Genomic DNA, 23,893 nt, shown 5'->3' with positions numbered 1-23,893 from the left:
ACGAAACGCTGCGGCGCAAAGGCCCTGCATGCGCTGTTCTTACCTTATAAAGGCATCGTGTCGTGTTTCTTCCAGTGCGTATCCGCCCGCTTGTTGCGCAGCGACGCGAAGGCGCGGGCGATGCGGCGGCGGGAGGAATGCGGCATGATCACCTCGTCGATGAAGCCGCGTTCGGCGGCGACGAAGGGGTTGGCGAAGCGCTCCTCGTATTCGGCGACCTTTTCGGCGATCTTCTCCGGATCGCCGAGGTCGGCGCGGTGGAGAATTTCTGTCGCGCCCTTGGCGCCCATCACCGCGATTTCCGCCGTTGGCCAGGCATAGTTGATGTCGGCGCCGATGTGCTTCGAGGCCATCACGTCATAGGCGCCGCCATAGGCCTTGCGGGTAATCAGCGTCACCATCGGCACGGTCGCCTGCGAATAGGCAAACAGCAGCTTCGCGCCATGCTTGATCACGCCGCCATATTCCTGCGCGGTGCCGGGCAGAAAGCCGGGCACGTCGACGAGCGTTAGAAGCGGAATGTTGAAGGCATCGCAGAAGCGTACGAACCGGGCAGCCTTGCGCGAGGAATCGATATCGAGACAGCCGGCCAGCACCATGGGCTGGTTGGCGACGACGCCGACGGTCTGGCCCTCGATGCGCATGAAGCCGGTAACGATGTTTCTCGCATAGGCTTCCTGCAGCTCGAAGAAATCGCCCTCGTCGGCGAGCGCCAGGATCAGCTCCTTCATGTCGTAGGGCTTGTTGGAACTGTCGGGTATCAGCGTGTCGAGGCGCTTTTCGATCCGGGCCGGGTCGTCGTGGAACGGGCGCACCGGCGGCTTTTCGCGGTTGTTGAGCGGCAGGAAATCGAACAGCAGCCGGACTTGCTCCAGCGTCTCGATGTCGTTGTCATAGGCGCAGTCGGCAACGGACGATTTCTTCGTGTGGGTATCGGCGCCACCGAGTTCTTCCGCCGTGATCACCTCGTTGGTCACGGTCTTGACCACATCCGGGCCGGTGACGAACATGAAGGAGCTGTCGCGCACCATGAAGATGAAATCGGTCATCGCCGGTGAATAGACAGCACCACCGGCGCAGGGGCCCATGATCACCGAAATCTGCGGGATCACGCCCGAGACTTCCGCATTGCGGCGGAACACTTCGGCATAGCCCGCAAGCGAGGCGACGCCTTCCTGGATACGCGCGCCACCCGAATCATTGAGCCCGATCACCGGTGCACCGTTCTTCACCGCCATATCCATGATCTTGCAGATCTTCTGGGCATGGGTTTCCGACAGCGAGCCGCCGAGGACCGTAAAATCCTGCGAGAACACATAGACCTGACGGCCATTGATCGTGCCCCAGCCGGTGACGACGCCATCGCCCGGCACCTTCTGGCCTGCCATGCCGAAATCGACGCAGCGATGGGTGACATACATGTCGTATTCTTCGAAGGAGCCCTCGTCGAACAGCACCTCGATGCGCTCGCGCGCCGTCAGCTTGCCCTTGGCGTGCTGGACGTCGATCCGCCGCTGTCCGCCGCCAAGACGCGCCTCTTCACGGCGCGCTTCGAGTTGCTCCATTACCTTGCGCATGCTTCTCCTCCGCCGAATGTCTGCAGACATCCCGGAGGAATATGCGTCAAAGCACGTTGTAATCAAATCGTAAAATGGTGGAAGTCGGTAGGCCTTCACGCACGCAAGCTCGGACCAAGCGCCCGCGCGACGCTGTTGCCGTGCGTCATGGCGCGCGTCAGCCCTTGTCCGGTCCGACCTCGGTGCAGTTGGCGGGAAACCATTTCGTCAGGAAGTCCACGAAGGTGCGCACCTTCTGTGGCAGGTAGCGCCGGTGGGGATAGATCGCATAGATCGCCGCGGTCGTCGGCAGATGGGCCTCGAACAGGGAGACCAGCTTGCCGGAGGCGAGCGCTTCGCGGGCGATGAAATCCGGCACCATGGCAATGCCCAGACCCGCGATCGCGCCGCGCATGGTCGCAATCGGCGAGTTGACCGACAGCGTGCCATGGATCGTGACCGTATAGACGGTGCCGTCTTCCGGCGCCTGAAACCGCAGCGATCCGTAGGACTTGCTGTTGGTGTCGATCAGAAACGGGACCTGGGCAAGGTCGGCCGGCTTTTCGAGCGGTTTCCCGAACTTCTCGATGAAGGCGGGCGAAGCGCAGACCAGCATCCTGAAATCCGAAAGCTTGCGTGCGATCAGCGCCGAATCCTCAAGACTGGTAATGCGGATGGCGACATCGTAGCCCTCTTCAACGAGATCCACGAATCGGTCCTCCGCGACGATGTCGAGCGACAGGTCGGGATGGGTCGCGGTGAAATCGAGCAGCGAATGGCCGACCGGTGCGTCGACGAAGGTCCGGGGAACCGAGACCTTCAGTTTCCCCCTGAGATCGGCGTTGTTGGCGCGCACCGTATCCGAGAGATTGTCGATCTCCTGAACGATGTCGACGGCGCGGCTGCGGTAGATCTGGCCCGCTTCGGTCAGCGAGAACTGCCGCGTCGTGCGGTTGAGAAGGAGAACGCCGAGATCGTCCTCGAGCTCGCGCACATATTTGGAAAGCAATGCCTTGGAGCGGCCGGTTTTGCGGGCTGCAGCGGAAAATCCTTCGGCCTCGACCACATCTATAAAGGCCCGCATTCTCGTCAAAGTATCCATTGCCGCTCCTTTGAAGGGCTTGCGAAAGAATTGTTTGAGTTTTGTCAATCAGATAGCATCTTCAACGGGATGCGGGGGAATTTTTTGGGGTTAGCCCACTTGATTTTCAGGGGCGTTTTTCATATCTCTCCGCTTGCCCAAAGTCGCGCGTGCCTGTGGGTGTCCGCCGAACCCTCGAATGGTGAGGGTCACGGTAAGGTACCTGGAACTAACCCCTCCAGTCGCTTCCCGGCCAACCGGTCAAGCGAGGACATCTTGAAGCAACGACGGTGCGGGCCTTTCTGGTGTCTCCCGGTTTTCCAACCCCGGGGTACTAAAGAGGCACATACCTTCATTGCCGGAAGTGCGGCGGGTCAATCCCCCAATCCAAGGCAGACAAAGCCGGATCAACCTTGTTTTCAAGGCTGGTTCAACCTTGAGCGTTCGCCGCAACCGTGTCCCGGGGTCTCCACCGGCCGGGTTCGTGCGCGGGTCGATACGCCCTTTGTCATCCGGAAACACGCCGGATCAAAATGCTTCAGAAGGGGTTAGACCAATGACCACCGAACGTATCGCCGAATTCTTCCGCACCCGCCGTCCCGATGGCCCTTGCCTCGTTGTCGACCGCGAAGTCGTTCGTGACAACTACACCGCATTCCGCCGCGCTCTGCCGAACAGCGACATCTTCTACGCCGTCAAGGCAAACCCGGCGCCGCAGATCCTCGAGCTCCTCGCGGGCCTCGGCTCCAACTTCGATTGCGCGTCCGTCGCAGAAATCGAAATGGCGCTTGAAGCCGGTGCCACTGCCGATCGCATCTCCTTCGGCAACACCATCAAGAAGGAGCGCGACATCGCCCGTGCCTTCGCGCTCGGCGTGAACCTGTTTGCCGTCGACAGCCATGAGGAAGTCGAAAAGATTTCCCGCGCTGCCCCCGGCGCCCGCGTGTTCTGCCGCGTGCTGACGGATGGCGAAGGCGCCGAATGGCCGCTGTCGCGCAAGTTCGGCTGCGTTCCGGCCATGGCCGTCGACGTGCTGGTCTATGCCCATCAGCTGGGCCTGACGAGCTACGGCGTTTCGTTCCATGTCGGCTCGCAGATGACCAAGGTTGATGCCTGGGACGCAGCGCTCGGCGATGCCAAGCGGGTTTTCGCGCAGCTTGCCAAGCAGGGCATTCACCTGCAGATGGTCAACATGGGCGGCGGTTTCCCGACCAAGTACCTGCGCGACGTGCCGACGGCGGAAGCCTATGGCCAGGCGATCTTCGCGGCGCTGTCCCGCCACTTCGGCAACCAGCTCCCGCGCACGATCATCGAGCCGGGTCGCGGCATGGTCGGCAATGCCGGCGTGATCAAGTCGGAAGTCGTCCTGATCTCGAAGAAGTCCGACGATGACAAGCATCGCTGGGTGTTCCTCGACATCGGCAAGTTCGGCGGTCTCGCCGAAACCATGGACGAAGCCATCCGCTACCCGATCCGCACCGAGCGCGACGGCGACGAAATGGAACCCTGCGTGCTCGCCGGCCCGACCTGCGACAGCGCCGACGTGATGTACGAGAAGAACATGTATCCGCTGCCGATCACGCTCACGATCGGTGACGAGGTTCTGATCGAAGGCACGGGTGCCTACACCACGACCTACGCATCGGTCGCCTTCAACGGCTTCGAGCCGCTGAAGTCCTACGTCATCTGACGTTCCCTGCACATCGGTGCGGCTTGAGGAGAGCCGCACCGGGATAGCCGACCGGGCCCGTGCGCCCGGCCATCCTGCTGCACCGTAAATTGGGGGGATAGTCCGATGACCCCGGTTCTCGCTGAAATCTCTGCACCTTCCTTCGTGATCTGCGAAGAAGCATCGTTCGACATTGCCGCCCGCGAGGCGCTGCTCGATCGGGCCATGGGCCCGATGCGCAAGAAGAAATCGTCGGAAAAGATCCGCCGCAACCGCCTGCCGGCCGAGGGCCTGGCGCTGGTTGCGCGGGACGCTGCCGGCGCGCTGATCGGCACGGTTCGCCTGTGGCATGTCGATGCCGGCATTGCGACCGATGGCCGTGGCCTGCCTGCGCTGCTGCTCGGCCCGCTTGCAGTCGAGCCCGGCCGTGGCGGCAAGGGCGTGGGCGGCGCGCTGATGCGTGCGGCGATTGCCGAAGCCGCTGCCCGCGGCCACGGTGCGATCCTGCTCGTCGGCGATCCGGAATATTATGAGCGCTTCGGCTTTTCTGCCGAAAAGGCCGAACATCTGGTGATGCCGGGTCCGTTCGAGCGCCGCCGTTTTCTCGGGCTCGAGCTGAAGCCGGGCCATCTCGAGGGCGCCGCCGGTCTTCTCGTTGCAACCGGCCGCAAGCTTGCAGCCGGCCGCGTCAAGCCGCTGCGCCGCGCGGCCTGATGCTCAATACGCCGGGGTGAGGTCATCCCGGCGTTTTCGCGTGCCCTCCGGCAGCGGCCGCGAATAGGTGTCGCCGACGGTCGGCAGCATCAGCGCATAGACCATCTTTTCCCAGACCATGTCCCACATCGGCGCGCGGATGCCCGCCTGATATTCGCCCGCTGGCGCAAAGCCCTTGTTCAACCATTTCTCCGCGACCTCAGGCGCCAACAACGCGAAGAACATCGTGTCGCCAGAAGTCGGATCAACCGAGACGAGGGTCTTGCCGCTGTTGTCCTCGATCGCCTGTTCGATTTGCAGCGTCGCGGCGGCGTAATGGTCTTCGAGATAGGCGAGGTAGTCGACGAGTTGAGGGTTCTTGTCGGACCCGTCATCATAGACGGTCTCGGCGAAGTCCGGCTCGAAGAAGGGGCGGAAGACGCCTTTCGCCTCGGCCGGCAGGGCTTCGGGATCGATCAGTCCCTCATCCGCCCATATGGCCAGGAGATCGCCCATATACTTGTCTTCGAACGAATAGAGATGGCCCTCGATGTCCAGAAGATTGACGGTCGCGAGAAAAACGCGCGACTGCGCGCTCATCTCCTCTCCGCCGTAAAAGCCGATGTCCTCGATCTCGGTAGGGGGCGCGGCGATATAGCCGTCGACCTTCGCCAAAACGGCAGGGTCGCCGTTCGAGAGGTCAGACGCGAAATCGTGGATCACCTGCGCTCCAGCTCCGCCCGCGCCGGCGTTGGCCGGGGCGGCGGCGAATGCGATCAGGGAGGAGAAGGCGAGACGCTGGAGAAGTGTGTGCATGGTCGTGTTCCAAAGGCAGGCGCTGCTTGAGTGAAGATAACGCGCGGGCCCGGATTGAAAAGCCCGGTATATGAAGATGTCACGCAAAACTAATATGAAGCGGCTGCAACGAAAGCATTTGACAAGGCGGTTTCGTTTCCCGTTCAACTTGAACTTCGGTTCTCGACCGAGATTCAGAAAATGAAAAGCCGCGAGGCCAAGGCGGGCGGACGGCGGCGGGAGGAGGTCCCATGTTAATTGCGATCGTCATCGTGGCAGCACTGTTCGGCATGCTGTTCGGGTTCGACCAGGGCGTGATTTCGGGCGCATTGCCCTTCATCAAGCAGGACTTCACGATCTCGCCCTTCATGGAAGGGGTGATTACCTCCGCGGTACCGCTCGGCGCTGTGGCAGGCACGATCCTTGCCATGGTCACCACCGACCGTTACGGCCGCAAGCCGATGCTGATCCTCGGCGCCATCATCTTTCTGGTGGGATCGGTGGTCTCCGCGCTTGCCTTCAATCAATATATCCTGACGCTCGCCCGTCTGGTCATCGGCGTCGGGATCGGCGCTTCTGCCATGACTGCTCCGATGTTTCTGGCCGAGGTCGCGCCGGCACGCATTCGCGGAACCATTGTTTCGGCCTTCCAGCTGATGATCACCATCGGCATCATGGTGTCCTACATGTCGGATGCGGCCTTTGGTGGCTCGGGCGACTGGCGCTGGATGATCGGCGTCGGGGTGTTCCCGTCGATCGTGGCGCTGGTCGGCATCCTGATGTCGCCGGAAACGCCACGCTGGCTGACGCTGAATGCCCATGCCGACAAGGCCCGCGAGATCATCGCAAAGCTCCAGCCGGAATCCTCCCCCGCAGATGTCGACCAGATCATCACCGAAATCAGGGAAAGCGCAAAGGATGAAGTCACGCCCTCGTGGAGCGCTTTCTTGAAGCCACGCATTCTGCCGATCACGAGCTTTGCCATGATCGTATTCGTGCTGCAGCAGCTTTCCGGCATCAACGCGATCATCTACTACGCGCCGGAAATCTTCAAGAATGCCGGCTTTTCGGGCACGACCACGGAACTTCTGGCGACTGTCGGCATCGGTGTCATCAATGTCGCGCTCACCGTGGTCGCCATGTATCTGGTGGAAAGCATGGGCCGGCGCAAGCTTCTGATCCTCGGCTTCATCGGAACTTCGGCCTCGATGGCGCTGGTGACGGTCGCGACCATGATGAATGTCGCCGCAACGCCCTATCTGGCGATGATCGGCATCTTCACCTTCATCGCCTTCTTTGCCGTCAGCCTCGGTCCGTTGCCATGGCTTTACATGGCGGAACTGTTTCCGCTTCGGCTGCGCCCGCGCGGCATGGCGCTTGCCTCGGTCGCCAACTGGTTCTTCAACTTCCTGGTGGCGCTACTGTTCCCGGACCTGCTGAGCGCCATCGGCATCGTCGGTACCTTTGCGATCTTCACCTTCTTCTGCGTTGTCGGGATTGTCTACGCGATCGCCGCAGCGCCCGAGACCAAGGGTGTCACGCTGGAGGAAATCGAGCACCGTACCTATGGGGTGTGAGGGAAGGGCGGATTATCGCCAGTCGGAATAGGCATGCTTTCCGCCACGATAATCCGTCACCCGGTACTCGCCATCGCCCGTTTCTTCGAGATAGGACGGGCCGATCGGGGCCTTGCCCTCGCCGCCCGGTATGTCGAGCACATAGGTCGGCAGGCAAAGGCCGGAGATCGAGCCTTGCAGCGTTCTCATCAGCGCCTGGCCGCGCGCAATCGGCACGGCGAAATGGGAAACGCCCCGCGCCTTGTCCAGATGGTGGAGGTAATAGGGTTTGACCCGGTTTGCGACGAGGGTCCGAAACAGCGACTTCAGCGTTTCGGCATCGTCATTGATCGCCTTCAGGAGCACGGTCTGGGCAAAGAGGGGAATGCCGCCATCGGCAAGGCGGGCGAGCCCCAAGCGCACCTCGGCGCTCAGTTCACGCGGGTGATTGACGTGGAGCACGATGTTGACCGTCTTTCCGGCCGCCTTCAGGCTTGAAACCAGATCTTCGGTGATCCGCTCGGGTGTCACAAGCGGCGCGCGGGTGTGGATGCGGATCACGGCGACATGCTCGATCGCGCCGAGCGCCTGCATCAGATCCCTGAGCCTCCGGTCTGACAACACCAGCGGATCGCCGCCCGAGAGGATCACCTCCCAGATTTCGCTGTCGCCCCGTATATAGTCAAGCGCTTCGGCAAGCTCCGCACGGTCGAGGGCAGCCTCCGGCTCGCCCACGGTTTCCCGGCGGAAACAGAAGCGGCAATAGACCTGGCAGGCATGGGTGGGCTTCAGCAGAACGCGATCGGGATAACGGTGGGTCACGCCCTTTGCCCGCTCATAGGTGCCGTCGCCGATCGGATCGCCCATCTCGCCGTCATAGGCGGCAAGCTCGCGCGTGTCGGGCACGTATTGGCGGGCGATCGGATCGTCGGCCGCCACGCTGTCGATCGCATGAAGGATATGGGAGGGGATGCGGACGCGAAAATTCTCGACAACGGACGCGATATCGCCGGCCGCATCGCGCGCCACCAGGCCGCGGTCGACCAGCGCCTCGGTATCGGTGATTGCCGTTCTTGCTCTGCGTTCGCTCATCGCCGTTCCATCGCTGCGGTCATGGGCGGCTTTTACGTGTTTTCTGACTGAAGGCAAAGCCATGGCGCAGATCAGGCGCGGCGCTTTTTCAGAAAGGCTGCCAGTCTTCTCGCGCGCTGGACTGGAGCGGTGGCGTTCTTCACGGCGTAAACCCTTGCGATTGCTGCAGCCAGCGCGCTGCGCCCGCTTGTCTTTGAAACGGATTTGGACCACGATCAGGCCATGACCAGATGGCGCCCGAATCCCCGGCTGATCAAGCGGCCGGCCTATCTTTCCATTGCAGAGCAGATTGCGGCCGCCGTGCGCAACGGCCTGCTGATCGATGGCATGCGCCTGCCGCCGCAGCGGGAAATGGCAGCCGATCTGAAGGTTTCGGTCCAGACCGTCAGCCGCGCTTACGAGGAGCTTGCGCGGCGTGGCATGGTGGTCGGCGAGGTCGGGCGCGGATCCTACATCAAGGCCGAGCGGATGGCGCCGGAGCGCCCCTATCTGACGGAAGGCGGCAGCGGCATCATCGACCTGTCGATCCTGAAACCGGTCTGCGAGAGCAGGAGCCTTGCCAAATTCCGTACCGCCTTCGCCGAACTCGGCGCGACCATGCCGCCGGAACTTGCCTTCTCGATGATGCCGAACGCGCTGTTCAAGCGCTATCGCATGGCTGGTGTCAACTGGCTTGCGGCCTGCGGCGTCAAGGCGATGCCGCATGGGATCACCGTTACCAACGGCTCCAGCGATGCGATGACGGCGGCCTTCATGAGCGTGGTGCCCGCCGGCGGCGCGCTTGCGGTCGAAGCGCTGACCCATCCGATGGTGCGTCCGCTTGCCGGCTATCTCGGCATCGCGCTGGAAGGCGTCGAGCTTGACGATGAGGGCATTTTGCCTGCGTCGCTTGAAGCGGCCGCTGCCCGCAAGCGGCTGAGGGCGATTTTCCTGCAGCCTTCGGGTGCCGGGCCGCAGGCTCTGGTGATGAGCGCGCCGCGCCGGCGGGCGATCGCAGCGATTGCCAGACGGCTCGATCTTGCGATCATCGAAAACGATGTTCTGGGACCCCTCGTCGAAAACCGGCCGCCGCCGGTGGCCGCCTTCGCCCCCGAGCGCACGCTTTACATGACGGACCTCTCCAAGAACACGATCCCGGGCCTGCGCTGCGGGTTTCTGGCCGCACCCGATCGCTTCGCCGGCGCGGTGGCGAACCGCTATCTCGCCGCCAACTGGGTGGCGACGCCGGTCATGGCGGAAATCGCCAGCCGCTGGATCGTCGATGGGACCGCGATCGAACTCGTGAACTGGCAGCGCCAGGCGCTGAAGCGCCGCCGGGCGATTGCGGAAAAGGCGCTTGCCGGGCTGACGCTCAAGATGACGCCCGGCGCGCTTCACGTGTGGATCCCGCTCCCGGAGGGCATGAGCGAGACGATGGTGGTGGAGCGCGCGCGCAGCCGCGGCGTTTCCGTCGCCGCAGGCACCACCTTCCATATCGGCCGCCAGGCGGCGGCGCCTGCCATTCGCGTGGCGCTTGCGGCCTCGAGCGAGCTGGAGCTTGCATCCTCCCTCGCGCTTGTAGCAGCGCTTCTGCAGGGCGAGCGCCCGATGCCGAAGTCGATCATGGTCTGAGGCGATGACGGACGGGGCCCCGCAACCGATCCTGTCCTTCGGCAGCCGTGCGCGCGCCGAAGCGCGCGCGCTTGCGGGGGAGGTGGCGGTCGCCATCAGCTATGGCGGCTCCACCCATGCGGTGATGATGGCGACGCCGGAAGACCTGATCGACTTCGCCTACGGATTCAGCCTGACGGAGGGCATCGTCCGGCAGGCAGGCGAGATCGAGGCGGTCGAGGTCGTGGCCTTTGAGCGCGGCATCGACGTGCAGATCGACCTCCGTGCCGACCGTTCGCAGGCGCTTGTCTCCCGCCGCCGTTCGATGGCGGGCCCCGTCGGATGCGGGCTTTGCGGGCTTGAAAGCCTCGATGCGGCGATGCGTGCGGTGCCATCCGTGCCCGAAGGCGGGCTTGTTCTCGATGAGGCGGCCGTCAACGCTGCCGCCGCCGCGCTTTCGCGATCGCAGCCGCTGTTTGCATCGACGCGGGCCGTTCATGGCGCAGGCTTCTTTCGCGGCGGGACGATGGCCGCCGTGCGGGAAGATGTCGGGCGTCACAATGCGCTCGACAAGCTGATCGGCGCGCTTGCCCGAACCGGCGAGGATGCGGCAGGCGGCGCCATCGTCGTCAGCAGCCGGCTTTCCGTCGAAATGGTGCAGAAGGCCGCGATTGCCCGTGCTCCGGTGCTGATCGCGATTTCCGCGCCGACTTCCCTTGCCGTTGCAACCGCCGCCGCCGCAGGCATCACGCTGATTGCCTCCGCGCGCGGCGATGGCTTCAGCGTCTACACTCACGCCGACAGGATCACGCATGGATGATGACTTGGCCACGTTGATGCAGGCTGTCTCGGAAAGCCCGTTGCTCTCGCCGTTTCTGGAGAACTGGGCTGTGATCGACCTTCCGGATTGCTGGCTGGTTGCCGGCGCGCTGGCGCAGACCTACTGGAACAGCCGTTTCGGACGCGCGCCGACGCACGGCATTGCCGATATCGATATCGTCTATTTCGATGCGAACGATCTCTCCGAGTGGGCCGAGTCCCGCAACGCTGCGCGCATCAGGGCTGCCTTCTCCGATGTTCCTGCCTGGATCGACGTCAAGAACCAGGCGCGGGTGCATCTCTGGTACGGCGATCGCTTCGGCTTCGATATCGAACCTTATGAGAGCGTGTCGGAGGCGATCACGACCTTTCCGACCACTGCGACGTCGATCGGCATCTGCAGGCAGAACGATCGCATTGCACTCGATGCGCCCTTCGGTCTGACCGACCTTGTTGATGCCGTGGTCAGGCCCAACAAGACGCAGGTGTCGCGCGAGGTCTACGAGAACAAGGCAGAGCGTTGGCAGGCTCTGTGGCCGGAGCTGACGGTGATCGGCTGGGACGGCTGACGAGCGCGCGATTGCCGTGGCCCCATCCTTGTCGCCTGCAGCGGGCAGAATGCATGAATGCCGGGAGGCGCCAGAAAAGATAAAAGCCGGCGAGGGCGCCGGCTTCGTCAGGGTTTTCTGCATCGTCTTCAGCTGCCGGTTTTCCCCGGAAGCCTGCCTCAGCTTGCGCGGCGACGTTCGCTTGCCGGCTGGTAGGCAAGCTTTGCATGGTAGGTGCAGTACGGCGTGTTTTCGGGCGCGTCGCAGCCGCAGAAATAGAAGTCGTCCTGTGTCGGATCGCCGACCGGCCATTTGCAGGTCATCTCGGTCAGCTCGGTGAGCGCGACCTTCTTCATGATCGGCACGACATTGTCGGGTGACGACTGCGGGCGCGGCGCGGGAGCGGCTTCCGCCACCATTTCCTGCTTCAGCGCCGTGGCACCTGCAGTGCGCGGTGCCGACTGCGGCTGGGGCGCGGCAGGGCGGCGGCCGGCGCCGGTTGCGCGGGCGGCAAAGTTCGGCGCCCGCGGCGGCGCGGTGTTGCGGGCGGTTGCCCTTGTCGCAGCCGGCGCCGGCGTGCTTGTGCTCTTCGCCCGGCCCGGAAGGGAAAGGCGGTGCACCTTGCCGATCACGGCATTGCGGCTCACGCCACCGAGCTGGTTGGCGATCTGGCTCGCGCTCAGGCCTTCCGACCAGAGTTGTTTGAGTTTTTCAACGCGCTCATCTGTCCAGCTCATTCATCGTCTCCGGCTGTTGCAGGCGGAATCCGGCGTCATGCTCCGAAACATGTCCGAAACACGAAAATGTCGCCAATCCGGGTAATCAGATCCGCCGCTTGCAGTACTCTGTTGGCTCGTAAGGTAGGACGATGGTCGGGACGTGGCAAGGTGAGGGGGAATCGCGCGATTCGTTTTTCGGGGTTTTCCCCAACTTGCTTATATTTCGCTTCGGTGTCGAAAATCGTGCTCGTGATTCTGCCGAAAGCCCGGTGTCTCGGGCTTTATTGACATTGGGGGCGGAGATGACAATATAGGGCCTGCCGCCGCCTTGAGGCGGCATTTTTAATTTCTGCGGCTGTCAAGCCATCATCCTGTCGGGAGTCCTGCCGTCATGTCCGGAGCATCGCCTCTTTATAATACGTTTGCCAGAATTCCGCTCACCTTCGAGCGCGGCGAAGGCGTATGGCTGATCACGGACAAGGGCGAGCGATATCTGGATTTTGCAGCCGGCGTTGCGGTGAATTCGCTGGGCCATGCCCATCCGCATCTGGTCGAGGCACTGAAGGGGCAGGCCGAGAAGCTTTGGCATGTCTCCAACCTCTATCAGGTTGCAGGCCAGGAAAGGCTTGCCCAGCGGCTGACGGAAGTGACCTTCGCTGACAAGGCGTTCTTCTCCAATTCCGGCGCCGAGGCGCTGGAAACGGCGATCAAGACCGCGCGGCGCTATCACTATGCCAAGGGGCATCCGGAAAAGATCGACATCATCACCTTCGAGGGCGCTTTCCACGGCCGCACGATCGCGACGATCGCCGCAGGCGGCCAGGCCAAGTACATGGAAGGCTTCGGTCCGAAGGCGCCCGGTTTCGTGCAGATTCCGGCAGGCGACATCGACCTTCTGAAGGAGACGGTTTCGGACACCACTGCAGCGCTGATGATCGAACCGATTCAGGGCGAAGGCGGCGTGCGCACCGTCGACAAGGCTTTCCTGCAGGCGATGCGGACGCTTTGTGACGAGCTTGGCCTGCTTTTGATCTTCGACGAGGTCCAGACCGGCGTCGGCCGTACGGGAACGCTGTTTGCCTATGAGCAGACGGGCGTGGCGCCCGATATCATGGCGATCGCCAAGGGTATCGGCGGCGGGTTTCCCGTGGCTGCCTGCCTTGCGACTGAAGAGGCGGCTTCCGGCATGGTGCCGGGCGTTCACGGCACGACCTTTGGAGGCAATCCGCTTGCCATGGCTGTCGGCAATGCCGTGCTCGATGTCGTGCTTGCCGACGACTTCCTGGATCACATCCGCGAGGTGGGCCTCGTCTTCAAGCAGGGCCTCGCAGAGCTCAAGGATCGTTATCCGGGCGTGATCGGCGAGATCCGCGGCGAGGGCCTGATGCTTGGCATCAAGGCCAACATTCCGGCTGCCGAGCTTGCGGTTGCCATGCGCGAGGAAAAGCTGCTGTCGGTGCCTGCCGGCGACAATGTCATCCGTCTGCTTCCGCCGCTGACCGTGACGGCCGAAGAGGCCCGCGAAGGCCTCGCCCGCATCGGCCGCGCCGCCGAAAAGCTCTCAGCGGCCTGAGGCGCGCGGGGGAGCCGGCTTCCGGTTCTCTCGTGCCAAATCGAAGTCCTATCTGTGAAAGAATGATCCCATGTCCAATCCGAGGCACTTTCTCGATCTCTCCGCCGTTTCGAAAACCGCCCTGCGCGGCATCCTCGATGACGCGGCGAGCCGAAAGACCGCCCAGAAGGCGGGCACGGCCGACAAGCCGCTCGCCGGCAAGGTCCTGGCGATGATCTTCGAAAAGCCGTCGACGCGCACGCGCGTGTCCTTCGATATCGGCATGCGCCAGCTGGGCGGCGATACGCTGGTCCTGTCGGGCGCCGACATGCAGCTTGGCCGCGCCGAGACGATTGGCGACACCGCCAAGGTGCTGTCGCGCTATGTCGATGCGATCATGATCCGCACCACCGATCATGACAGGCTCCTGGAGCTTGCCGAATATGCCACCGTGCCGGTGATCAACGGGCTGACGGATGCAACCCATCCCTGCCAGATCATGGCCGACCTCCAGACCTTCGAGGAGCATAACGGCCCCGTTGCAGGAAAGACGATCGCCTGGACCGGTGACGGCAACAACGTGCTGCATTCCTTCCTGGAAGGCGCGGGGCGGTTTTCCTACCGCATGAACGTCGCCGTTCCGAAGGGCTCGGAGCCGGATATGCGGTTCGTGGACTGGGCGCGCGGCGAAGGGGCCGAGGTGACCTTCTTCGAAACTGCCGCAGAAGCGGTCGAGGGGGCCGATTGCGTGGTGACAGACACCTGGGTTTCGATGAACCAGGAGCACAAGGCGCGCGGCCATAACGTATTCCAGCCCTATCAGGTGAATGCCGACCTGATGAAAAAGGCCAATGACAACGCCATATTCATGCATTGCCTGCCCGCCCACCGCGGCGAGGAGGTGACAGACGAGGTAATGGACGGCCCGCAATCGGTCGTCTTTGACGAAGCCGAGAACCGGCTTCATGCCCAGAAATCCGTTCTGGCCTGGTGTCTCGGCGCGTTTGACTGACGCGCCGCCTTGCCGGGCAAGGAGTTGAAGAATGCAAAATCTAGAAACCCAACTCGGCGAACTTGGCTTCGCCGGTGATGACATGGTTGTGCCGTTTCAGGTGGACGCGCTTGATGTGCGCGGTCGCACCGTCCAGCTCGGCCCGCTGCTCGATACCATGCTGTCGCGCCACGCCTATCCCGAGCCCGTGGCCCGGCTTCTGGCCGAGGCCGTGGTGCTGACGGCGCTGATCGGGACATCGCTGAAATTCGAGGGCAAGTTCACGGTCCAGACCAAGGGCGACGGCCCGGTCGATCTGCTGGTCGCCGATTTCTCGACGCCCGATGCCCTGCGCGGCTATGCCCGCTTCGATCAGGAAGCGCTCGATGCGGCGATCGCCGAAGGGCGCACCGAACCGGAAGCGCTGCTCGGAAAGGGCGTGCTTGCCTTCACCATTGACCAGGGCGGCTTCATGCAACCCTATCAGGGCATCGTCGAGCTTGACGGGCGCTCGCTCGAGCAGATCGCGATGGCGTATTTCCGGCAATCGGAGCAGATCCCGACGGCAGTGCGCCTCGGCGTCGCTAAACTGTTTTCGCGCGATGACAACGGCAACCCGCGCGAAAGCTGGCGTGCCGGCGGCCTCGTCGCGCAGTTCCTGCCTGAGGAGCCGGAGCGTATGCGCCAGCCGGATCTGCATGGCGGCGACGGCGATGACGGCTTGCTCTCCCACGATCCGGACGATTCCTGGTCGGAGGCGCGGGCGATGGTCGAAACCATCGATCTCGACGAGATGACGGATCCCGCTGTGGGTGCCGAGCGACTGCTGTACAGGCTGTTCCATGAACGCGGCGTCACGGTCTATCCCGCCCATGGCGTGTTCGACCGCTGCTCGTGCTCGCGCGATCGCATCCGTGACGTCCTTGGCGGCTTTACCGCGGAGGAAATCGCAGACAGCACCGAGGACGGCAAGATCACGGTGACCTGCGAATTCTGTTCGACGGCGTATGAATATACGCCCGAGGAACTTCAGCGGACGTGAACCCGTCGAACCGTCCGGTTCAATAAGACATTGAACTGAACGGCGCCGCGTCGTATGCGTAGTTTTGTTCTGCGATCACAAAAACATCGCCGGTTCTTTCCGGCACGCAGCAACGCATGAGGCTGACGGCGTGCAGGGCGCGCCGGTGAGTGAGGCGAAATTGGGATTTGGTAAGGGCAAGGGCGGCTTCGGCCGCCCGGATGATCGATCCGACTGTTGCGGCTTCCGCCGCATGGGCCGCCACGCCGCCGGCGAAGATCCGGTCAAGCGCGAGCAGATCCTCGAGGGCGCGCGCCAGGTCTTCATGACTGTCGGCTTCGACGCTGCCAGCATGAACGACATCACCCGCGCGGCGGGCGTGTCCAAGGGTACGATCTACGTCTATTTCGAAAACAAGAGCGAACTGTTCCAGACGATCATCCTGGAGGCCAAGCAGCGCATCTTCAATGATCTGCGCCAGACGCTGTCGGAAGACGACCCGGTCGAGCGCTTGCTTCATCGCTTCGCCGTGGCGCTGATCTCCGGTCTCAGCTGCGAGGAAACCATCCGTTCGATGCGGATTGCAATCGGTGTTGCCGAACGCTTTCCGGAGCTGGTGCGCACGTTCTTCGGCGGCCACCCGGACAATCTTCTGGATACATTGACCGCCTTCATGTCCGCGCGCAGCGAAGCCGGCGAACTTGAGGTCGCGGATCCGCGCGTGGCGGCCCAGCAGCTGATGGATCTTTGCAGCGGTCATCTGTGGAAGCTCAGGCTGTTCGGCCTGATGGACACTTCGCCGGATGACGCGGAAGTTGACATCATCGCGCGCAACGCCGTCGACACCTTCATGCGCGCATACGGTCCCCGGTCAGGTCTCGCACGCGCTGCGGAGTAAGGCGGGCTCAGGCCTCGCTGTTTTGCGCTGTCCCATCGGCGACATTGCCGCCCGACTGCGGAACGAGCGCGAAGACCTCGGAGAAGTCGGCCATTGGTACTGGCCGCCCAAACAGGAAGCCCTGGCCGAAACGGCATCCCATTTCGCTGAGGGCGTCGCGCTGTTCTTCGGTTTCGATGCCTTCCGCAACGCAATCCATGCCGAGCAGGTCGGTCATGGCGACGATGACGGTGCACAGACTTTTCGTGGCATTGGCGCCGGTCAGGTGGCTGACGAAACTGCGATCGATCTTCACGGTCTGGAAGGGCAGGCGTTCCAGGTGGGCGAGCGATGAATAGCCGGTGCCGAAATCATCGAGCGAAATGCTATAGCCCTGCTTCGCCAGTTCGCGTACTTGCTCGATCGGCACCTCGCCTGACATCGCGATTGCCTCGGTCACCTCGAAATCGATCATGGGTGGCTGAAGGCCGAGGGCCTGAAGCCTTCGCAGTAGCCACGCCGCAAAACCGGGCACGTTGAGGTCGGCCATGGAAAGGTTGACGGATACGCGAAACGGCTGGCCGTCGGGGCGGGCGTTGGCCTTTACCCATGCCGCCACGTCCCGCAGCACGAAATTGGTCAGCGATCGCGTGAGACCGGTTGCCTCCGCAATCGGGATGAATTCGCTCGGAGGGACGGATTCGTCATCGATGGTCCAGCGCATAAGCGCTTCTGCACCGATGATCTCCCCCGTCATGAGATCGACCTTGGGCTGAAGATAGGTGGCGAGACCCGAAAAGGTCTCGGAATCGCGCTTCAGCGCGTTCCGAAGCCTGTTGCTCCGCTCCCATGCAAGCCTCTCGCGCTTGCCGTAAAGGATATGGGCTTCGCTCTCTGCCTTGCGGGTGGGCACCTGGGCTGCGGTTGCAACGGTGAGGGCGTCGTCGCGATTTTCGGGCAGGTCCCGGATCTGGAGGATGATCGATGACGGGCTGGATGCCATCTCGATATCGTCGATGATATAGCTGCATTGCAGGGCCTCGGCGAGCTTCTCCGGCAGGAGTGTCGCATTGGGATCGACAATCCCGAAGGCACCTTCTCCGACGAGCGCGACCTGGCAAGTATCACCGGCCATGGCCGTCAGGCGGTTATAGGCCTGGCGCATCAGCTTGCGGGTGACAATGGTGCCGAAGGTTGCGACCTGAGACTGGTAATCGCACACCTGCACCTTCGCGATATAGCCTTCGGGCCCGCGGTCGAGCGCTTCATTGAGCGCATCCTCGAAGGCATTCAGATTTGGCAGATCCAGGATCGGATCGGTGAATGCGCGCTTGTTCAACGCCTCGAGCAGCGAGATATTCTCGAAGCCGACACTGATATTGCTCGAAAAGAGCCGGAGCAGATCGAGCTCCGTCGGGGTGACGTCATGGTCGGATTCCAGCGCTGCGAACAGCAGCGCGCCAAGATCGGATTCAAACCGCATGCCGAGATAGTCACCCTCGTTGAAGGGCTCTTCGCTGGCGCGGCTGTTGGCGCACATCGCTGCCAGCGTTTCATCCACCTCTTCAAGCGTCTTGCCCTGATGGCCGGCATATCGCCCGATGCCTGTGATGATGCGCATCTTGTCGTCCTCGGACTTGCTGCCGCTGACGAGTCCGCTTGATGACACCCGCAGGAGCGCCGCCACCTGGGTGAGAACGCCCTGCGCAAACATTTCCAGGTCATTGCGCTTGTAAAGCTGACGGGCACTGCCAACGATGAGTTCCAGGCCTTCGCGGCTGCGCGACATGATCCTGATGTTTTCATAGGCGCGGATCGCGGTGGTCAGCAGCGAGATCAGCCGCGTCCTGGTCAACTCCTCCTTCGTGAAATAGCCGTCGATCTCGTAATTCGTCACGACGGAAAGTTCAGGCGCGTAGCCGGGAAAGCCGGTGCGCAGAACCAGGCGCGTGTCATGAAGGCCTTGCTCGCGCAGCGCTTTGACAAGTTCCAGACCCGCATCCGGCGTTTCCATCACGACATCGATGATTGCGACTGCAAGCTCGTCGATCCCGGCGGTCTTTTCGAGCGCCTCCCTTGCGCTCGAGGCAAAGATCAGTGACAGCCGCCGCCCGAAGATCGTGATGTCCTTGATCGAATAGGCCGTCGCACGGTGGACCTCGGTGTCATCATCGACGATCAGGATGTTCCAGGCCTGCCCTCTGGCCGGCATGATGTCGCTGTCGGAGGAGTCATCAAAGAGTTCTATTTCGCCGTTTTCCATCTTTGATCCTGTCTCCTGCTCAATTCGTGAATTGGCCATTCCCCGAGGGGGCGACGATTGGTATGAGCAGGGTCACGCTGGTTCCCTGATCCGGTGTGCTTTCGATGTCGAGTTTTCCGTGCAGGACGCCACCCACGATATTGTTGACGATGGTGAGGCCAAGCCCGCTCCCACCATCGGCGACGGCAGTCGTGAAGAACGGGTCGAGGGCTTTCCGGAGCTGCTCCGGCGTCATGCCATGGCCGTTGTCGCTGACGATGATGGCGACATGATCGCTGCCGACGCGTTTCGCCGAAACCTTCACATGGCCGCGCGTCTCTCCCTTGAAACCATGAACGCGGGCGTTGATCAGCAGGTTCGTGACGACCTGACCCAGCGGACCGGGAAAGCTTTCCATGGTGACGGCTGCGATCTCGCCCGCAATAAGCGTGATGCCGGAACGCGTGAATTGGGGCTTCAGGAGCTTGAGCGTTTCCTGCAAATAATCCTTGAGCTCGAAAGATCGTCTGCGGTCGCTGGTCTGGTCGATCGCGAACTGCTTGAAGCTGCCGATGATCTCGGATGCGCGGTAGAGGGAGGCGGTCATCATCGAAACGCCTTCGCGGATATCCGATACCATCGAAAACAGGGCGTTCCTGCCGATCCTGCCTTCGCTGACGGTGCGCGAAAGCTCGCTGGCGCGATGATCGATGGTCGTGGCCGTCATCATGGCATTGCCGATCGGGGTGTTCAGCTCATGGGATACGCTGGCAACGAGCGCGCCAAGACCCGCCATCCGGTCAAGGCGGATGACCTGCGCTTCTGACGCCCTTGCCTGTTCTTCGGCTCTCTTGCGGCCGGCGATCATGGTCGCGGTGTAGATCGAAAATGCCGCACAGGCGACGATCAGGAGCGCAATGCCGGGAATGTTCCTGGAGGAGAAAAGGCCGCCGGCCAAGGGCAAGTCGACAAGCATGTAAAGCGTCGACTCTTGTGTGTTAACGCTATCGTAGGTCGTCCGGCTTCTGATCAGGTCGGCCAACGGAAGGCTGATGTAGCTGGTCCGGACGCGATCCTGCAGGACCGTTCCTGCGTGCGCAGTTCTCACCTGCGACCAGAGGGCCGGATCCTGCCGCGCGAGCGTATGGTCGTTGTCGAACATGAAGCCGAACAGATCGGCCTTCTGCGCTCCGCTCAGCCAGTAGCCTTGCGCATTCAAGAGCTGAACCGGCTGACCAAGTGGTCTTGCCATGTCCTCGATCGCCTCCAGAATACTGCCGGCATCAAGGTTCATGATCAGTATGCCGCGCGCTTCGGGTGCGGAGCCGTAGATCGGCAGGGCCAGTCGCACAACGGGCCGCCATGGGGTCTCTATGCGCCCGAATTCGACGTTCAGATCGATCGGCGAAAGATAAAGTGCGTGTTCCGGAAGGCCGATCGTCGTTTGAAAGTAATAGCGCGAGGCCTTGTTCTGAAGGTCTGCTTCGGGAGCTGCCACGATCTGTTCATTCACGCGTTCGCTGCGAAGGACCTCCCGGCCGGCGCTGTCAATATAGCGCAGCTGGGCAATTGCCGGCCGCGCTGCGAGCCAGGCGTCGAAATCGCGCAGCGCATCGCCATGGTAGCCCGGGTCCTGCACGGCCCTCGTGAAGGTTGTGGTGTTGGAGATGATGTCGAGGCTTTGGGCATAGTCGGCAAGAAAATTCGCCAGCCATATCTCTGCAAGGCCAAGAACATTCTCCGCCCTGAGCCGGCTCTGCTCGAACGCGAACCGGCGATCGAAATGATCGATGGCGCCCCAAGTCAGCAGGGCTGAGGACAGGGTAGCGATGAACAGGATGATTATAAGCCGTAATGCGGACGCGGTTGAGCCGCTGAAGAAATATTCTGACAGAAATGATCTTCTGCGTCCCATCTGCGAGGTCTGTACCGGTTACTGGTTTTTCAATAATTTCATCTGATATTCTAGGACATAATAAATTAGAACTTTAATATTGTCATGCCCAGCAGGGGTTTGCACCAAAATTGGTCCGCAAAGTGGTATTTATACGGACATCAAGGCATGCTTCAGCTTTCCCGGTGGCGCTGGCGCACAAGCGGGTTCGGCTTACCTGCGCAAGGCTGATCGTCAGTGGCCGCCGCCGCCAACGCCCGCTTTCGGCTTTCTCACCAAGATGATGCAGAAGCTGAGGATGACGAAAAGCACGGTCAGAATGGTGAAGATGTCGATGAAGGCCATCAGCCAGGCCTGCTGGCTCACGATCTGGTGAAGCTGCAGGATCGCAGCCTTCTCGCCGTCAATACCCTGGCTGTCGTAGACGCCCTTGAGCAGGCCGATCCATTCCTGCGTCGTGGTGCTTCCGGCGCCAACCGTTTCCGCCAGCCGGTCGAAGTGGAAATCGGTGCGGCGGCTCAACAGCGTGTTGATCACGGCAAGCCCCACGGCGCCGCCGAGATTGCGGGTGAGGTTGAACAGGCCGGATGCGTTCTTGATATCCTGCGGAGGCAGGGTGCCGAGCGCGATGTTCGAGACCGGGATCATCGAGATCATCAGTGCCACGCCGCGGCCCGCCTGCGGCCAGAACAGGTTCCAGTAGTCCCACTCGGCGGTGATATGGGTCATCTGCCAGGTGCAGAGCGCAAACAGGGCAAGGCCCATGCCCATCATAACCCGGGGGTCGAGTTTGTTCTGTAGCATACCGGCAACCGGCGCCGTGCACATCATGAAGGCGCCGGTCACGAACATCGTTTCCCCGATCATCAGCGCGTCATAGCCACGGATGCGTGCCATGTAGAGCGGGAACAGGTAGACGAGGCCGTAAAGCCCGATACCGAGTGAAAACGAGAACACCGACCCGACGGCGAAGTTGAAATTGCCGAAGGCGCGCAGATCGACCACCGGAGAGGGGTTGGTAAAGGAGCGGTAGAAGAACAGGACGCCGCCGATCACCATGGTCACGAACACGACCCGAATGACCTCGTCGGAAAACCAGCCCTTGATATTGCCTTCCTCGAGAAAATACTCGAGCGAGCCCAGAAACGTCGCCATTGCCGCAAGGCCGAGCCAGTCGAAATGCTTCAGCAGGGGCAGGTTGGGCTTGTCGAAATCGATCAGCAGCCACGAACTGATCGCGACGATGATGCCCGGGATGAGGTTGATCAGGAACAGCCAGTGCCAGGAAAAAGCGGCGACCAGGTAGCCGCCGACCGTGGGGCCGATCGTTGGGGCAAGGGTTGCGACAAGGCCCACCACCGGGATGACGGTCGACCGCTTCGATGGGGGGAATGCGGTGAACGAGACGGCGAAGACCGCCGGCACCATCCCGCCGCTCATAAAGCCCTGGAGCGCGCGGTAGACGATCATCTGGTCGATGCTGGTGGCGGTCGCGCATAACACGCTGCAGGCGGTAAAGGCTGCCGCCGAGACGGTGAACACCACGCGCGTGGAGAAGATCCGCGCCAGGATGCCCGACAGCGGGATCATGATCACTTCGGCGATCAGGTAGGAGGTCTGGACCCAGGCGATCTCGTCCGCGCTGGCGGAAATGCCGGCCTGGATATCAGAAAGCGCCGAGGCGACGATCTGGATGTCGAGGATGGCCATGAACATGCCGAACGCCATGACCACGAAGGCCACCCAGGTGCGGGCCGGCACATGGTCCGACGGCGGGGACGCGGCTTCTGTTCCAAGCTGCGCATTTTCGGCGGTATCTGTCATCAAAACATCCGATCGACCAGAATGCGGCGCAGGCATGCGACGTATCAGCGGTTGGCGGCAACCGCTTCACCGATGGTGCCGTCCGGTGCGGTACGGCTATCGACTTCCGCCGTGACGGAGAGCCCCGCCTTCAGGTAATTGCGGTCGAGAATGTCCTGCGGGATCGTGATCCTCACCGGCAGGCGCTGCACGATCTTGGTGAAATTGCCCGTTGCGTTCTGCGGCGGCAGCAGCGCGAACACCGCGCCTGATGCGGGCGAGAAGGATTCGACCGCGCCGGTGAAACTGTCCTTTTCGAAGGCATCGACGGTCACGCGGACCTTCGCGCCAATGCCGAGGCGATCGAGATCGGTCTCCTTGAAATTGGCGACGATGTAAAGATCATCGGTCGGCACGAGTGCGCCGAGGCGGGCACCGGAGGACACGAGATCCCCCACCTGCACATTCTTGTTGCCGAAGATGCCGTCGAACGGCGCACGGATCTCGGTAAAGCCGAGATTGCGCTTGGCAAGCTCGATCGCGAGCTGGCGTTCCTTCAGCGCGGCCTGTTGCTGGGCAAGCTGGGCCTCGGTGGTCGTGATGTTCGCCTTGGCGACCTCGATGGCTGCATTGGCGGCTTCAACCTTCGCCTTCAGCTGATCGAGCGCCGACTTCGCGTCGTCATAGGACGCAATGGTGGCGGCCCCCTTCTGCTGCAGCGTGTTGGCGCGCTGCAGGATCGATTTGGCATTGTCGATCTGCGGGTCGAGCGCATCGCGGTTGGCCTGGGCCTGCGTCAGAGACGCCTTGCTGGCTTCGATCTGGGCTTCCGTCGCCTTCAGCGCCACGTTCTGCGCATTGAGCTGCGCCTCGGCCTGGGCGAGCGCATTCTGATAGTCTCCGTCGTCGATCTTGATCAGAAGGTCGCCCTTCTTGACGCGCTGGTTGCTGACGACCTCGACATCCTCGACATAGCCGGAGACTTTCGGAGAGATGATTGCGATATCGCCTTCGATATAGGCGTCATCGGTGGAGATCATGAAGCGGCCTTCGGTCCACCAGTGATGGCCGAACCATACCGCGCCGCCGATCAGAGCCACGCCAAGCGCTGCGAAGATGATCTTGCGCGTGGCACCACCGGACTTCTTCTCCGGCGCGCGCGGCGCGGGATGGATCTCAGTTTCGGTCGTCATGCGAAAAGGCCTTTCTTGCGCCGTAGGGGAGGGCACGCGGCGCGGAAAACTTGAATTCGAACTCGCGGGTTCGATGAATTTGCACGGTAGATGCGCCTTGCGGACTTTTCTGTCAAGCGTAAGAAGGTTGGAACCGCTGTAACGTCTGCACGTTGTTGCTGAAACCGTGGATATTGCGGTATGAAAACGTCATTCGGCTCCC

At 62.1% G+C, this 23,893-nt stretch carries 18 protein-coding genes and 1 pseudogene; 10 read left to right on the top strand and 9 right to left on the bottom strand.

Annotated features, from left to right (window positions below):
- Positions 1 to 44: 44 nt before the first annotated feature.
- Positions 45 to 1,577, bottom strand: coding sequence for an acyl-CoA carboxylase subunit beta (locus tag HPQ62_RS11875; RefSeq protein ID WP_174802750.1), 1,533 nt, complete (start codon positions 1,575 to 1,577; stop codon positions 45 to 47).
- A 157-nt stretch (positions 1,578 to 1,734) separates the two neighbouring features.
- Positions 1,735 to 2,658 (bottom strand): LysR family transcriptional regulator, encoded by a 924-nt coding sequence (locus tag HPQ62_RS11870; RefSeq protein ID WP_174802749.1) that lies wholly within the window; start codon positions 2,656 to 2,658, stop codon positions 1,735 to 1,737.
- Positions 2,659 to 3,193: 535 nt separating this feature from the next.
- Between HPQ62_RS11870 and odc2 the strand changes: the two genes are divergently transcribed.
- Entirely contained in the window at positions 3,194 to 4,327 is a 1,134-nt protein-coding gene (odc2, locus tag HPQ62_RS11865) for an ornithine/lysine decarboxylase (RefSeq protein ID WP_174802748.1), read from the top strand.
- A 105-nt stretch (positions 4,328 to 4,432) separates the two neighbouring features.
- Complete coding sequence (locus HPQ62_RS11860; protein WP_174802747.1) at positions 4,433 to 5,020, top strand: GNAT family N-acetyltransferase; 588 nt, start codon at positions 4,433 to 4,435, stop codon at positions 5,018 to 5,020.
- 3 nt (positions 5,021 to 5,023) lie between these two features.
- On the opposite strand, the gene HPQ62_RS11855 is transcribed toward HPQ62_RS11860, so the two are convergent.
- Positions 5,024 to 5,815: a hypothetical protein gene (locus HPQ62_RS11855; RefSeq protein ID WP_174802746.1), complete on the bottom strand. Its 792-nt coding sequence runs from the start codon at positions 5,813 to 5,815 to the stop codon at positions 5,024 to 5,026.
- A gap of 194 nt (positions 5,816 to 6,009) precedes the next feature.
- Here HPQ62_RS11855 and HPQ62_RS11850 point away from each other — a divergent pair.
- Positions 6,010 to 7,371: pseudogene (locus HPQ62_RS11850) on the top strand (sugar porter family MFS transporter); the annotation flags it as partial.
- A gap of 12 nt (positions 7,372 to 7,383) precedes the next feature.
- On the opposite strand, the gene HPQ62_RS11845 reads toward HPQ62_RS11850, so the two are convergent.
- A complete protein-coding gene (locus HPQ62_RS11845) occupies positions 7,384 to 8,442 on the bottom strand; it encodes a lysine-2,3-aminomutase-like protein (protein ID WP_174802745.1) in 1,059 nt (352 codons plus the stop codon).
- A 222-nt stretch (positions 8,443 to 8,664) separates the two neighbouring features.
- On the opposite strand from HPQ62_RS11845, the gene ehuR reads away from it, so the two are divergent.
- From ehuR to HPQ62_RS11830, 3 genes are read left to right on the top strand one after another with little or no spacing between them, the layout of a single operon-like run.
- Positions 8,665 to 10,053, top strand: coding sequence for a MocR-like ectoine utilization transcription factor EhuR (gene ehuR, locus HPQ62_RS11840; protein WP_174802744.1), 1,389 nt, complete (start codon positions 8,665 to 8,667; stop codon positions 10,051 to 10,053).
- Between the two features lie 4 nt (positions 10,054 to 10,057).
- Positions 10,058 to 10,852, top strand: a complete 795-nt coding sequence (fdhD, locus tag HPQ62_RS11835; protein WP_174802743.1) for a formate dehydrogenase accessory sulfurtransferase FdhD — start codon at positions 10,058 to 10,060, stop codon at positions 10,850 to 10,852.
- On the top strand, positions 10,845 to 11,420 hold the full coding sequence (locus HPQ62_RS11830) for a nucleotidyltransferase family protein (protein ID WP_174802742.1): 576 nt from the start codon (positions 10,845 to 10,847) through the stop codon (positions 11,418 to 11,420). Before fdhD ends, HPQ62_RS11830 begins: the two co-directional genes overlap by 8 nt.
- 158 nt (positions 11,421 to 11,578) lie before the next feature.
- On the opposite strand, the gene HPQ62_RS11825 is transcribed toward HPQ62_RS11830, so the two are convergent.
- Positions 11,579 to 12,136 (bottom strand): GcrA family cell cycle regulator, encoded by a 558-nt coding sequence (locus tag HPQ62_RS11825; protein WP_174802741.1) that lies wholly within the window; start codon positions 12,134 to 12,136, stop codon positions 11,579 to 11,581.
- A gap of 373 nt (positions 12,137 to 12,509) precedes the next feature.
- Between HPQ62_RS11825 and HPQ62_RS11820 the strand changes: the two genes are divergently transcribed.
- The 4 genes from HPQ62_RS11820 to HPQ62_RS11805 all read left to right on the top strand — a co-directional run bounded on the left by HPQ62_RS11820 (position 12,510) and on the right by HPQ62_RS11805 (position 16,580).
- Positions 12,510 to 13,691 (top strand): aspartate aminotransferase family protein, encoded by a 1,182-nt coding sequence (locus HPQ62_RS11820; RefSeq protein WP_174802740.1) that lies wholly within the window; start codon positions 12,510 to 12,512, stop codon positions 13,689 to 13,691.
- 70 nt (positions 13,692 to 13,761) lie between these two features.
- On the top strand, positions 13,762 to 14,682 hold the full coding sequence (gene argF, locus HPQ62_RS11815) for an ornithine carbamoyltransferase (RefSeq protein WP_174802739.1): 921 nt from the start codon (positions 13,762 to 13,764) through the stop codon (positions 14,680 to 14,682).
- 31 nt (positions 14,683 to 14,713) lie between these two features.
- Positions 14,714 to 15,703, top strand: a complete 990-nt coding sequence (locus tag HPQ62_RS11810; protein ID WP_174802738.1) for an Hsp33 family molecular chaperone — start codon at positions 14,714 to 14,716, stop codon at positions 15,701 to 15,703.
- Between the two features lie 160 nt (positions 15,704 to 15,863).
- On the top strand, positions 15,864 to 16,580 hold the full coding sequence (locus tag HPQ62_RS11805; protein ID WP_174802737.1) for a TetR/AcrR family transcriptional regulator C-terminal domain-containing protein: 717 nt from the start codon (positions 15,864 to 15,866) through the stop codon (positions 16,578 to 16,580).
- A 7-nt stretch (positions 16,581 to 16,587) separates the two neighbouring features.
- On the opposite strand, the gene HPQ62_RS11800 is transcribed toward HPQ62_RS11805, so the two are convergent.
- The 4 genes from HPQ62_RS11800 to HPQ62_RS11785 all read right to left on the bottom strand — a co-directional run bounded on the left by HPQ62_RS11800 (position 16,588) and on the right by HPQ62_RS11785 (position 23,691).
- Complete coding sequence (locus HPQ62_RS11800) at positions 16,588 to 18,822, bottom strand: two-component system response regulator (RefSeq protein WP_174802736.1); 2,235 nt, start codon at positions 18,820 to 18,822, stop codon at positions 16,588 to 16,590.
- 19 nt (positions 18,823 to 18,841) lie between these two features.
- Complete coding sequence (locus HPQ62_RS11795) at positions 18,842 to 20,716, bottom strand: sensor histidine kinase (RefSeq protein WP_174802735.1); 1,875 nt, start codon at positions 20,714 to 20,716, stop codon at positions 18,842 to 18,844.
- 213 nt (positions 20,717 to 20,929) lie between these two features.
- Positions 20,930 to 22,519, bottom strand: coding sequence for a DHA2 family efflux MFS transporter permease subunit (locus HPQ62_RS11790; RefSeq protein ID WP_174802734.1), 1,590 nt, complete (start codon positions 22,517 to 22,519; stop codon positions 20,930 to 20,932).
- Positions 22,520 to 22,563: 44 nt separating this feature from the next.
- Positions 22,564 to 23,691, bottom strand: a complete 1,128-nt coding sequence (locus HPQ62_RS11785) for an HlyD family secretion protein (RefSeq protein WP_194246320.1) — start codon at positions 23,689 to 23,691, stop codon at positions 22,564 to 22,566.
- Positions 23,692 to 23,893: the final 202 nt, after the last annotated feature.

This window comes from Martelella limonii (genome assembly GCF_013344475.1).
Lineage (GTDB): Bacteria > Pseudomonadota > Alphaproteobacteria > Rhizobiales > Rhizobiaceae > Martelella > Martelella limonii.
Note: the sequence above shows the minus strand (reverse complement) of the source record. Positions and strands in the feature narration are given on the sequence as shown.